Genomic DNA, 12751 nt, shown 5'->3' on the forward strand with positions numbered 1-12751 from the left:
ACCCGCGCGGGTAGGGCCGCGGGTCACGCTCTGGGTGAACGCGCTCTACTGTGGGCGGCGTGAACAGGCGGATTCTGACGCTGATGGTGGCATTGGTGCCGATTGTGGCCTTCGGTCTGCTGCTGTCGGTCGTGACGGTGCCCTACGTGGCGCTGGGGCCGGGCCCGACCTTCAACACCCTCGGTGAGGTGGACGGCAAGCAGGTCGTCGACATCAAGAGCACCGACGGAGTGGCCGGCGAAGTGGTCCACCCGACCAGCGGGCACCTGAACATGACCACGGTGGCCCAGCGCGACGGGCTGACTCTGGGGCAGGCGCTGCTGTTGTGGATGTCGGGTCGCGATCAGCTCGTGCCGCGCGAGTTGGTGTATCCGCCGGACAAGTCCAAGGACGATATCGATCAGGCCAACACGACCGAGTTCCGGCAGTCCGAGGACGATGCCGAGTACGCGGCGCTGTCGTATCTGAAGTATCCGAAGGCGGTCACCGTCTCGACGGTGGAGGACAAGGGCCCCTCGGCGGGCAAGCTGCAGCCCGGCGATGCCATCGACATGGTCAACAACGTCGCCGTCGCCGACCTCGCGGCGTTCCAGGCCGAGGTGAAGAAGACCAAGCCCGGCGACCAGCTGGTCATCGACTTCCGTCGCAAGAATGCCCCGGCGGGCACCACGACCGTGACCCTGGGCAAGCACCCGGAGCGGGACCAGGGGTATCTGGGTATCGGCGTGGTCGACGCACCCTGGGCGTTGTTCGACATCGAGTTCAACCTGGCCAATATCGGCGGCCCCTCGGCGGGGCTGATGTTCAGCCTGGCCGTGGTCGACAAGCTGACCACCGGTGACCTCAACGACGGCAAGTTCGTTGCCGGGACGGGAACCATCGACGCGGACGGGAAGGTCGGCTCGATCGGCGGTATCACCCACAAGATGCTGGCGGCGGCCGAGGCGGGTGCGACGGTGTTCATGGTGCCCGCGGAGAACTGCGCCGAGGCGTTGACCGCGCGCGAGGACAGCATGCAATTGGTGAAGGTGGACACCCTCACCACGGCGGTTGATGCGCTGAACACGATTTCCGCCGGTGGCGAACCCCCCACGTGCTGAGAATCTCCTTGGCGGTTGGTGCGTAGCATGAGGACAGCTGCGTCCAGCAGCTCGAGGCGTTGATGTTGTGGCGGGTTTGTCGGTGCGCCACGCAACCAGAGTGGAGTTGACGAGTTGGGTATGCGGCCGGCGGCGCGAATGCCGCAGCTGACACAGCGGAGCCGGATTCTGATCGGTGTCGCGGTAGCAGTTGTCCTGTTGTTGTTGGTGGGGCCGCGATTCATCGACGGCTATGTCGACTGGTTGTTCTTCGGTGAGCTCGGGTACCGGTCGGTGTTCACGACCGTGCTGTTCACCCGCATCGCACTGTTCTTCGTGGTCGCGATCTTCATCGGCGCGGTGGTCTTTGCCGGCCTGGCACTGGCCTATCGCACCCGGCCGGTTTTCGTGCCCACGGTGGGTCCCAACGATCCGGTGGCCCGGTACCGCACGACGGTGATGAGCCGCCTGCGGTTGTTCGGCATCGGGATCCCGATCTTCATCGGCCTGCTCGCCGGGATCGTCGCGCAGAGTTACTGGGCCCCGGTGCAGCTGTTCCTCAACGGCAGTGAATTCGGGATCACCGACCCGCAGTTCGGTATCGACCTCGGCTTCTACGCCTTCGACCTGCCGTTCTACCGGCTGGTGCTCACCTACCTGTTCGTCGCGGTCTTCCTGGCGTTCGCGGCGAACCTGCTGGGCCACTACCTGTTCGGCGGTATCCGCCTGTCGAATCGTTCCGGTGCACTCACTCGCGCCGCCCGCATCCAGCTGATCGCGCTGGCGGGCACCCTGGTCCTGCTCAAGGCCGCCGCCTACTGGCTTGACCGCTACGAGCTGCTCAGCAACACCCGCGCCGGAAAGCCGTTCACCGGCGCCGGTTACACCGATATCAATGCGGTGCTGCCGGCCAAGCTGATCCTGCTGGCCATCGCGGTCATCTGCGCGGTCGCGGTGTTCTCCGCCCTTGTCCTTCGCGACCTGCGCATCCCGGCCATCGGCCTGGTGCTGCTGCTGCTGTCCTCCCTGGTGGTCGGCGCCGGCTGGCCGCTGATCGTCGAGCAGTTCAGCGTCAAACCGAATGCGGCGCAGAAGGAAAGCGAGTACATCAACCGAAGTATCACCGCCACACGGGATGCCTACGGGTTGACCGATGAGACGGTGGAGTACCGCAACTACGGCGGCGATGCCAATGCCACCGCCCAGCAGGTCTCCTCGGACACGGCGACGACGTCGAACATCCGACTGCTCGACCCGACGATCGTCAGCCCGGCGTTCACCCAGTTCCAGCAGGGCAAGAACTTCTACAACTTCCCCGACCAGCTGTCGATGGACCGTTATGTCGGGCCCGACGGTCAGATCCGCGATTACGTGGTGGCCGCTCGCGAGCTGAACCCCGACCGGTTGATCGACAACCAGCGTGACTGGATCAACCGGCACACGGTCTACACCCACGGCAACGGGTTCGTGGCCTCGCCCGCGAACACGGTGCGCGGTATCGCCAACGACCCGAACCAGAACGGTGGTTACCCCGAGTTCCTGGCCAGCGTGGTGGGCGCCAACGGCAGCGTCATCTCACCGGGACCGGCGCCGCTGGATCAGCCGCGGGTGTACTTCGGCCCGGTGATCTCCAGCGCCCCCGACGATTACGCCATCGTCGGCAAGGTCGGCGATGTCGATCGCGAGTACGACTACGAGACCAACACCGAGACCAAGAACTACACCTACCAGGGCAGCGGTGGCGTCCCGGTGGGCAACTGGTTGGCGCGCGCGGTCTTCGCCGCGAAGTTCGCCGAGCGGAACTTCCTGCTGTCCAACGTGATCGGTGACAACAGCAAGATCCTGTTCAACCGCGACCCGGCCCAGCGGGTCGAGGCCGTGGCGCCGTGGCTGACCACCGACAACGGTGTGTACCCCGCGATCGTCAACAAGCGGATGGTGTGGATCGTCGACGGCTACACGACGTTGGACAACTACCCGTACTCGGAGTTGACGACGCTGTCGAACGCGACCATCGACTCCAACGAGGTGGCGGTCAACCGCCTGCTGCCCGATAAGCAGGTGTCCTATATCCGCAACTCGGTCAAGGCCACCGTCGATGCCTATGACGGCACGGTGACGCTGTACGCGCAGGACGAGAACGATCCGGTGCTCAAGGCCTGGATGTCGGTGTTCCCCGGAACGGTGAAGCCCAAAGCGGATATCTCCGAGGAGCTCAAGCAGCATCTGCGCTATCCCGAGGATCTGTTCAAGGTGCAGCGTGCGTTGTTGGCCAAGTACCACGTCGACGACCCGGTGAAGTTCTTCACCAACGCCGACTTCTGGGATGTGCCACTGGATCCCAACCCGACGGCCAGCAGCTTCCAGCCGCCGTATTACATCGTGGCCAAGGACCAGGCCAAGCAGAACGGCGAACCGTCGTTCCAGCTGACCAGTGCCATGAACTGGATCCGCCGTGACTTCCTGGCCGCCTACATCAGTGCCAGCTCGGATCCGGACACCTACGGCAAGCTCACGGTGCTCACGGTGCCCGGGCAGGTCAACGGCCCGAAGCTGGCGTTCAACGCGATCAGCACCGATACCGCGGTGTCCACCGAGTTGGGTCAGATCGGGCGTGACGGCCAGAACCGTATCCGGTGGGGCAACCTGTTGACCCTGCCGATCGGTAACGGCGGCTTGCTCTATGTCGCACCGATCTACGCCTCGCCGGGCACCAGTGACGCGGCCTCGACCTATCCGCGTCTGATCCGCGTGGCCATGATGTACAACGACAAGGTCGGGTACGGCCCGACGGTGCGTGATGCGCTCGACGAGATCTTCGGCGCAGGAGCGGGTTCCACCGCGACCGGTCCCGCACCGGCCGATGGTCAGGCCGGGCGTCCACAGGCGGCACCGACCAACGGTCAGCCCGCGGCCAACCCGCCGGCCGGTCAGCAGGGTCGGACGCCGGCACCTGCGGCCGAGCCGCCCGCGGCGGCCGTGCCCCCGGGCGGGCCGGTGACGCTCTCGGGTGCCAAGGCCGCTGCGCTGCAGGAGGTCAACTCGGCGCTGGACAACATGCAGCAGGCGCAGACCAGCGGCAACTTCGAAGAGTTCGGCGCGGCGTTGCAGCGTCTGGACGATGCGATGAACCGCTACCGCGAGGCCCGCTAGTAGTTCTGTGTTGACTCTGCGCTCACGGCGGAAAAGTGCGGGAGCACGTCGCCGTGGGCGCAGAGTCATCTCACCGTCGGGCCACTTGTAGTCTTTTCCAAGAAGACGCCAAGTGCGTCGCGGGAGGCTTCTCGCAGTTGCACACCGCACTGCCTGAAAGGACTCTCGAATGCCCCTGGCCGACTCCGTCGACAGCGACGTCGTGTCGACACTGCCCGAGCACGTCAGCGCGCTGGTGGCGCTGCCCGGTGAGCCCGGTTACGAGCGCTGTGCGCCGTGGAACGTCGCGGTCGCCGTGCGGCCGGCCGCCGTGGTGTTCGCGACGGCGCCGCACCACGTTGCCGAAACCGTGCGGTTCGCGGCGTCCCATGGTCTGCGCGTGGCGGTTCAGGCAACCGGGCACGGTGCCACCGCGATCGGCTCGGACACCCTGCTGATCCTCACCGGCGCGATGACGGACTGTGTGGTGGACCCCGACACCCGGACCGCGCGCGTCGGCGCCGGAGCGCGGTGGCAGCAGGTCCTCGATGCCGCTGCGCCACACGGCTTGGCGCCGTTGTGCGGGTCGTCACCGAGTGTCGGGGTTGTCGGTTTCCTCACCGGTTGCGGCATCGGGCCGTTGGTCCGCAGTGTCGGATTGTCCTCCGATCATGTGCGAGCCTTCGATGTGGTGACGGGCGCGGGGGAGTACCTGCGGGTGACCCCCGAGGTTCACAGTGAGCTCTTCTGGGGGCTGCGCGGGGGCAAGGCCACCCTCGGCATCGTGACGGCGGTGGAGATCGATCTGCTGCCGATCTCCGAGTTCTATGGTGGCGCGCTGTATTTCGATGGCGATGATGCGGCCGCGGTGCTGCGTGAATGGGCGCGGTGGAGCGTCGGGCTACCGGAGAACATCAACACCTCCGTCGCCTTGGCACAGTTGCCTGCGCTGCCCGGTGTTCCGGAACAATTGGCCGGACGGTCGACCGTGGCGGTGCGCTATACCGCCTTGGACGACTTGCCGGAGGCTGCAGCACTTCTGGCGCCGATGCGGGAGGCGGCCGCGCCGATTCTGGACGCCGTCGGGGTGCTGCCGTACGCGGCAATCGGCGCGGTGCACGCCGATCCGGTCGATCCGATGCCCATTCACGAGGCGCAGGTGTTGTTGCGCGACTTGGATTCTGACGCGGTGGGCGTGGTGTTGGACGGGGCCGGGCCGGGTTCGGGCTCGGTGCAGACCATCGTCGAGGTCCGCATGCTCGGGGGTGCCATGGCTCGGCAGGCGCCGCACCCCAGTGCGTTCTGCCACCGCAACGCCAGGTACGCAGTCACGGTCATCGGGGTACCGATGGGTCCCGCTGCCGACGCGGTTGTCCCGCAGGCCGACGCGCTCACCGCGGCACTGCAACCGTGGTCCACGGGCGGATTGCTGCCCAATTTCGCGCCGGCGACCGATGATGCGCGGACGGCACGCGTCTACGACGCGGACACCAGGAGCCGGTTGGCCGACCTCGCCGATCATTTCGATCCCGAAAGGGTTCTCGCGGTCGGGCAGGCGGTCCGATTCGCGCGCTAAAACCATGGCTGAGCAGCCGATTTGGTGTGCTGAACGCCCTTGGGTAATGTTGTGTTCACCGACGCGGGGTGGAGCAGCTCGGTAGCTCGCTGGGCTCATAACCCAGAGGTCGCAGGTTCGAATCCTGTCCCCGCTACTAGTGTGATGTCGCAAGACATCGGAATAGCCGTGGACCTACTTTAGGTCCGCGGTCTTTCCGTTTGGGGCCGTGGATGCGCCGGTGCGCACGATGTTGTGGGGGCAGAACCGGGGCCGCGTTGGTGCCCCAACGGGTCAGCGCACGCAGGGGATCCGGGCGCCGGACATCTCGGTCAGATCGGTCGGCGCGGGTGCGTGAGTCCCGGTCGCGGTCGCGTCGACCGTCGTGATTTCCGCGGGCGCCGCCGTTCCTCCTGCGCCCGACGACATTCCGCTCTCATATCCGTTCACGGGGTAGTCGGAGCCGATGGTGACGACAACAGTGTTGAGCGGCACCGCGGAGGACGATTCGGAGGTCACGGCGATCGGCAAGTCGTTCGCGACCGCGGCGGCTGCGCGCTCGGCGCCGGGGCCGTACTCGACGATGGTGGTGTCCGACAGCGCCTCAGCGGTGCCGATGTCACCGCGGGTGAAGCCGTGGGTGCTCAGCTCGTCGGCGACGCTGGTTGCCAGGCCCTTGTGCCCGGTCGCGTTGACGACGTTGACCGTGGCCGGCTCGTCGGGTGCCGCCGAAGGGGCCGTGGCGACAGGCGGATTCGGCGAGCCGGTCTGGAACAGGTTCTGCACGATCGATCGGATCGTCGCGACGTCGACGATGTTCACGTCCTGCCCGAGCGGGTCCTGACCGAATTCGCCGATCGGCAGCGTGTACAGCGACATCGGCTTGTCGCTCATCGCCGACGCCTGATCGACGAACTTCATCATGTCGAATCCCGCGTCGACGGCCACGTTCTGCTTGGCCACGTCCGCGAGGTGTCGCAACGCGGCGGGGTTCGACAGGGACCCACCGTCTCGCACGGCCTTCACGAGCGAGACGATGAACGCCTGCTGGCGGCGTGTGCGGTCCAGGTCGGTGAACAGATCGTTGTTGAGGTCGCGGCGCTGCCGGACGAAGGCCATCGACTGGGCGGCGTCGATCTGCTGTATCCCGCGGTGAAAATCGGCGCCCGAGAAGTCGTCGGCGGTGTCGTCGTTCAGGCACACCGTGATCGGCTGGACAACCTGCGCGATCTGGAAAAAGGCACCGAGGGTGACCTCGATGAAGTGGTCGACGGGAACCCGCAGTAGGTCGCTGATCGTGTTGATCTGTGCCTTGCGGCCGGCCTCGCGCGCGACCTGCTCGTTGGCCGCGGGATCGGCGGACGTCGACCCGCTTTCGGCGAGCGAGTTCATCGTCTCCTGGTAGGCCAGACCGTAGGCCTGCTTGATCTTTCCCTGGCACTCGCCACTGGGGCAGCCGTGCAGACGCACGTAGTCGTCGCGCGGGATCGACACCGCGGTCACGGGACCGTTGCCGCCCGGCACATGCAGCAGGATGAGCACGTTGGCGTTGTAACCGCCGACCGTCTCATCACCCGCGTGCAGGGCGTCGTACAGGTCCTTCGGCAGCGGGTTGCCGTGCTGATCCAGGCGGCTGTCCAGACCCATGATGAGGATGTTCTGGTCACCTCCGGTCGAGGTCGCCGCACCCGCGAGCGCCTCGGAGGTGGTGATCCCCCCTGCGATGTTGCGGTACACCGACCATCCGACGCCCGTGATCCCGACCGTGATGACCGCGACGAGAGCGGAGATCGTGCGAAGTAGAACCCGCCCGCGGCGCGACGGACCGGGCCGCGGCATACGGTGGCGCGGACCTCGCACCTGCGGCAGCACATCCGTGACCGGCCCAGCGGGTTCGCGTTGTGTCATGACGATTCGGGATTATCCGTGGCGACTCTGAGAAGCACCTGATAAGCGACCGGTGGGACCGGGTTTCGGACGAGTGATGTTGCGCACGGGAAAAAGCACTGATCGAAGTACCGCGCCGGTCAACGGGCTCGACGGTGTCGCAGGCAATAGCCGAGGGCCGAGGTAGCTCGTGCGGCTCGGCCCACCGTCGGTGACCGTACGCCCGCGAGGTCAGCCAGACTGTGCGAGAGGATGAGGCAGTATCAACGGGGGAGAGGCGAGTATGGGCGAGGAACCACCAGCAGAGAACAAGTACTCGGTGCTGCCGCCGCCGGTCGACCTGTCCCGGACAGTGGCCTCGGTCGATGTATCCGAGACCGAGGTCGAACACGGGGGTCGGCCCGAGGACAACATGGGCGCTGACCCTTACCTGCGCATCACCGGCTGGAAACAGCCTTAGTCGCGGACGGCACGACGCGACGTAACCTACGTGCTCAGCCGCTCATACCGGACAGGTCGGGCACGTTCTGCATCAACTCGATACGGGTGCCATCCGGGTCGGTCAGATAGATGAAGCGCCCCGAGGTCGGATCTGCCGGATCCCCCAGTACCGTGCGCGTCGACTCCACGAATGTCCCGCCCGCCGCCACGATCGCATCGGTCAGGCCGTCGACGTCTTCCACGCGGAACGACAGGTGGGTGAAGCCGAGCTCGGTCATCGGTTTGCGCCGGCCGGAACCAGTGGTGGGTACGTCAACCCACTGCAGCAACTCGATCCGGATGTCGTTGCGAATGAGCATCGCGGAGCGGAAACGGCCTTCCTGTTCCATGGTGGCGGCGACTTCGTTGTTGTCGAAGTCGAGCTGGTAGAGCTTCACGAATCCGAAGACCTCGGTGTAGAAGCGGATGGAACGGTCGAGGTCGGTGACGCAGATACCGATGTGCGAGAAGCCCTGGATCATGACAGGAGTGTGGCAGATCACGCCGTCCGCCGCGGCCACTCCACGATGACGCTCCCGTCAGCTCGTGGGCTCTTTGTCGGCGTGAGGTGCTGCGCTGTCGCGGCTTTCGGCCTGCCGCTCAGTGGGGGCTTTGGTGTCGTGGGTCGTGCTGTCCGCCTGAGCTGCCGAAGGACGCTCGATCTCACCCGATCGGGACGGGGTCAGCGATGTCTGCACACTCGCGTCGTCCTCGGGTGTCGAGGCCGAGTGGTGCGGCGTCCTGATGTCGATCCCGTCGTCATCCTCGGCCTCCTGAGACGCAGCCACCTCGCGGTGGGAGCTGTCGGGTTCTTCGCGCTTGTGTCCGGCGGCGTGATCCACCGAAACGGTGGCCGAGACATGTTGCGGCGAGACAACCTTCGCCGCTTCCTCGGCAATGGTGGCGCCTGTATCGGCGGGCGTCGCAGCGTGCTCTGCTGAGGCGGTGGGTTCCTCGGTGGGGGTGGCGGCCGAGGCAGAAACCGTGGTGCGGTTGTACGAACGGTCGATCTGCGGCCGAAGCCAGGCGTCGATGAGCGATGTGTCCATCCCGGCCGCGCGCAGCAGCGCAGTGATGGGAAGTTCCGCCGTAGGCACCAGATAGTGGGTGGTGGTGCCCCCGAGAATGTTGGTGGTGACGGTTTTCAGCGTGCCCGGCGTGCGCGGATCCGCTGCGACCCCATAGTCGGGGTGCACGACCACCGTGCCCAGCAGCGCATTCATTGCCGACAGCGCGGTCGGTCGGTCGGGCCAGTCGGCGAGACCGTCGTACTCGCGGACGATCTCGGTGGTGTTGTAGGGGGTGGGCAGTGGACCCAATGGCACCGTCAGCCAGAGCAGTGGGTTCTTGGCGACAATCCCGCCGGTGCCGTTGGTCGGGTCGCCGAAGGTGACGAACGACAATTCGGTGTGCGGCCGGTTGGCGGTAATCTGTAGTGCGAGTGACTGTTTGACATAGTTGAGCACGATCGCGCCCTGACTGACGCCGATGAGGGTGATCTTGACACCGTCGGCGACCGACCCGAGTGCGGAGTTCACCCCACCGGCGCCGATCACGGAATCCAGCGCGAACAACAGACCCGCCGGGTACCCGACGCCGTTGATCGGACCGACATCGTCGAGGTATCCGCTGGCCAGGTCGAGTGCTTCCTGGGCATGGGGAACGGAGTCGCACAGGCAGGTGTACCGCAGGTAGAACGCCGTGGCGCCGGATGAGTGTGTCGTGGTGGCGGCCTGCGCAACCGGCGCGGTGGTCCCACCGATGACAACGGCCGCTGCAAAACCCGCGGCGGCAAGGCGCCTCGCGACACTCATGAGAATCCTTCGACATAAGAGACCGCACGGTGCTCGCGCGCGGCGGTGCGGCGATGCATCGAAGGGCGCGGAGCGGTGGACAAAGGGAATTCGCAGGTGGTGCCGAACCCGCAATATAATTGCAGGTTCAACAATATTATGTAGCGAAATCCGCGGCTTGTCTCGCCATCCCGGGCACCCCGCGGCCCCGTCGCCGAATGTCAGGCCGAAACCGTTGGGCCCGTGGGTGTCTCGTATCGAGCGGTCGGAGAATTCGTCAGTTGGCGGCGGGCGACCCGAGCTTGGTGACGACGTAATCCGCCGCCTGTCCGGTGAGGCCACGCACGGCATACGCGCCGTGGGCACCCTGGTCGCGGCCGGACGGTGAACACACGGGGTCCTCCGGCAGGCACTCGTCGAGGGTCTTGCCCGCGTATTCGGATCCGACGGTGATGGGGGGTGCGCCGGTGTGGATCATCTGCAGGAAGCCGCTGGACGGTTTGCCGAACAACACCACCGCCGCGACGTGGTCGGCCACCTCGCGGGGTAGTGGACCGGTAATGGTGGGCGGCAGCTGGTACCCCTCGGGCACGGCATCCATGGTGAGGTACGCCGCGACCGCGGCCCCTTGCGAGTAGCCTCCCACCACCACTTTGCTGTCGGGGCAAGCGGATACGGTGGAGAGCACCTTGTTCCTGGCGTCGGCGACTCCATCGGCAGCGGTCGCGAAGTCGAGCGAGGCGGGATAGTTGACCGCGTAGGTGTTGACGGACTTGCCTTCTGCGCGTTGCTGTACGGCATCGGCGAAGCTTTGTCCGACGGATCCGACGCCGGGCGCTTCGAAGGTGCCCCGGGCGAAGATCAGCTGAACATCGGGGCATGGGTCGGCCGCTCCCGGCGCGATGGCCACGCCGCCGGCCACACCGGCCAGCAGTGCGGCCGCGGCGGGCACCGATGCGAACCGGTTCACGGCTTGTTTCACGCTGTCGATCACGGCTCATCCCTGTCTGCGCGGCCACTGGATTGAATCGTTGCCCAGTCAACCAAAAATCAAATAGCTGCGCTAACGAATGTGAGCGGCGTCGCACTGACGATGACCTCAGCCGATGAGGGGGCGCCCCAGCGGGAGGGCCCGGCCGCCGGTTTCCGCCCACAGCGCCGCGGCGTAGAAGTACACGACGAAACCGACGAAAGCGAAGACCAGCCATCCGCCGGCGTGCGTGGCACCGGGGCTGGCGGTGAGGTTTCCGATCAGCAGCGCGGCCAGGGCCAGATCGACCACCAGCAGTAGCACCGGGTAGGTCCAGGGCAGGCGGAGTAGAAGCACCGTCAGCAGGCCGATGGTCACCAACCAGCTGGTCAGCCAGAGGGCGACGGTGCCGCCGGCGTCGGCAACGTCGATGCCGAACCAGTCGTGCGTGAGGCCCAGCGACAGCACCGCGTAGCTCCCGTAGAAGCCGAAGAACGTGCCGTAGACGGTCGCGTTGACGTTCTGGCCCAGCGCCGCCGACCACAGCGTGGCGATCAGAAGCCCTATTGACGTCGCCGACAACAGAATTGGTATGGCGGCCGCCGGCACGTCGAGGATGCCGGTATTGGTGACGCCCAGCCCGAAGCCGCCGGCGATGATCAGCGGCAACGCGATCAGGCCGGGATCCCCTGCTCGAGAAGCGACGGTGTCAGGGGAAGTCTGCAGCAGTTCGGGAAAGGCCGTGGGGGTGGCCAGATCGGTCATGAGATGTCCTCGGGTGCTCAGGCCGTCGCGAGGACGGGTTGGTAGGTGCTGGAAAGGTCCCGCCATGCGGTAAGTACGGCGTCGAGTTGTTCGGGGGAGTGGCGTCCGAGTCCGCATTCGGTAGACAGGCCGAACCGCGGCAGGAATTCCGCGGCGAGCGCCGCCCGGTGTCGGGTGCCTGCAGCACCGTCCTCGGCGTGCAGCAAACCGAGATAGAACTCCGTCTCGGCTTCGACGGCCAACCCGGTCAGGGGTTGCCAGTGTGCCCGTTTGGTCCACGCGGCCACCGTCGCCGCGTGGATGGCGTTGATGGGACGGGCGATATGGCGCGCAAGGCCGTTGGACAATGTCACGATCGCGCCGGCGTCCCGCGGCAGGATGTGCCGCCCACCGCGTGCGGCCGCCTCCTCGGTGGGCGGTTCACCCATGAAGGGCGATGCCCCGAATTTCGAGTCGCCGTAGCAGAGGTGGAAGGTCAGGTCGACATCGTCGGCTATCCAGTCCGCGAGGCGGGCAGTGGCCGCGAAGATCGACTCATGGTCGGGGTAGGGGTTGGCGAACCATCCTTCGATGGTCGCCAGTTCGGTCGGCAGATCCCATTGGATGGCCAGGTCCGCATGCGGGATGGCGTCCTGTATCTGCTCGACACTGCGTCGCAGCGCGGTTTCGTACGCCAGCGCGATCTCGACCTGAGAGTCGAAGTGGGCGAACGAGTTCACCGCGTTGAACGGAGTGGCGATGGAGACAAGGAACCTGCTGTCGGGCTCCAGGATTCCGGCGTCGCGGGCGGACCGGAATTCGCGATGGGAGGCGATCGCAGCGGAGTGGTAGTCGATATCGCCGAAGGACACCTCGGTCCCCGGGCGGATGGTGGCGCGTCCGTCGATGACGTCGAGGGTCGGGTTGGACAGGAAGTGAGACGAATGCACCAGAACCCAGTTGGCGCGGTCGCCGGGTTCGCCGTCGGGGACGCGACGCACGCCTGGCTGCAGGTGTTCTCCGACCAGAGCGAATGCGGTGGCGGTGGTCGGGACGTTGATGCTGCCGGTGAGATAGAAGCCGGTCATGAGTGATCCTTGGTGGTAGTGGG

At 66.1% G+C, this 12751-nt stretch carries 10 protein-coding genes and 1 tRNA gene; 5 read left to right on the forward strand and 6 right to left on the reverse strand.

Annotation, left to right across the window (positions count from 1 at the left end):
• Positions 1–59 precede the first annotated feature (59 nt).
• The 4 genes from PGN27_RS21760 to PGN27_RS21775 all read left to right on the forward strand — a co-directional run bounded on the left by PGN27_RS21760 (position 60) and on the right by PGN27_RS21775 (position 5923).
• The gene (locus PGN27_RS21760) at positions 60–1100 is read left to right on the forward strand and encodes a YlbL family protein (RefSeq protein ID WP_036463209.1); all 1041 of its coding nucleotides are present in this window, start codon (positions 60–62) and stop codon (positions 1098–1100) included.
• Positions 1101–1214: 114 nt separating this feature from the next.
• Positions 1215–4232, forward strand: a complete 3018-nt coding sequence (locus PGN27_RS21765) for a UPF0182 family protein (RefSeq protein WP_335327967.1) — start codon at positions 1215–1217, stop codon at positions 4230–4232.
• Positions 4233–4401: 169 nt separating this feature from the next.
• Positions 4402–5787, forward strand: a complete 1386-nt coding sequence (locus PGN27_RS21770) for an FAD-binding oxidoreductase (RefSeq protein WP_335327968.1) — start codon at positions 4402–4404, stop codon at positions 5785–5787.
• 62 nt (positions 5788–5849) lie between these two features.
• A tRNA-Met gene (locus tag PGN27_RS21775) sits at positions 5850–5923 on the forward strand.
• Positions 5924–6060: 137 nt separating this feature from the next.
• Here PGN27_RS21775 and PGN27_RS21780 read toward each other — a convergent pair.
• Positions 6061–7605 carry an LCP family protein gene (locus tag PGN27_RS21780; protein WP_418888663.1) on the reverse strand — a complete coding sequence of 515 codons (1545 nt, stop codon included), beginning with the start codon at positions 7603–7605 and terminating at the stop codon, positions 6061–6063.
• A gap of 331 nt (positions 7606–7936) precedes the next feature.
• Between PGN27_RS21780 and PGN27_RS21785 the strand changes: the two genes are divergently transcribed.
• The gene (locus PGN27_RS21785; protein WP_335327970.1) at positions 7937–8113 is read left to right on the forward strand and encodes a hypothetical protein; all 177 of its coding nucleotides are present in this window, start codon (positions 7937–7939) and stop codon (positions 8111–8113) included.
• 34 nt (positions 8114–8147) lie between these two features.
• Here the strand turns inward: PGN27_RS21785 and PGN27_RS21790 are convergent, their stop codons facing one another.
• From PGN27_RS21790 to PGN27_RS21810, 5 genes are all read right to left on the reverse strand, one after another.
• Entirely contained in the window at positions 8148–8654 is a 507-nt protein-coding gene (locus PGN27_RS21790) for a VOC family protein (protein WP_335327971.1), read from the reverse strand.
• A gap of 18 nt (positions 8655–8672) precedes the next feature.
• Entirely contained in the window at positions 8673–9947 is a 1275-nt protein-coding gene (locus tag PGN27_RS21795) for a PE-PPE domain-containing protein (RefSeq protein WP_335327972.1), read from the reverse strand.
• 256 nt (positions 9948–10203) lie between these two features.
• Positions 10204–10860, reverse strand: coding sequence for a cutinase family protein (locus tag PGN27_RS21800; RefSeq protein ID WP_335328820.1), 657 nt, complete (start codon positions 10858–10860; stop codon positions 10204–10206).
• A 165-nt stretch (positions 10861–11025) separates the two neighbouring features.
• Positions 11026–11661 carry a GPR1/FUN34/YaaH family transporter gene (locus PGN27_RS21805; RefSeq protein WP_335327973.1) on the reverse strand — a complete coding sequence of 212 codons (636 nt, stop codon included), beginning with the start codon at positions 11659–11661 and terminating at the stop codon, positions 11026–11028.
• 17 nt (positions 11662–11678) lie between these two features.
• Positions 11679–12728 (reverse strand): hypothetical protein, encoded by a 1050-nt coding sequence (locus PGN27_RS21810; protein ID WP_335327974.1) that lies wholly within the window; start codon positions 12726–12728, stop codon positions 11679–11681.
• Between the last annotated feature and the right edge of the window lie 23 nt (positions 12729–12751).

Origin of the sequence: Mycolicibacterium neoaurum (assembly GCF_036946495.1) — a bacterium.
GTDB lineage: Bacteria > Actinomycetota > Actinomycetes > Mycobacteriales > Mycobacteriaceae > Mycobacterium > Mycobacterium neoaurum_B.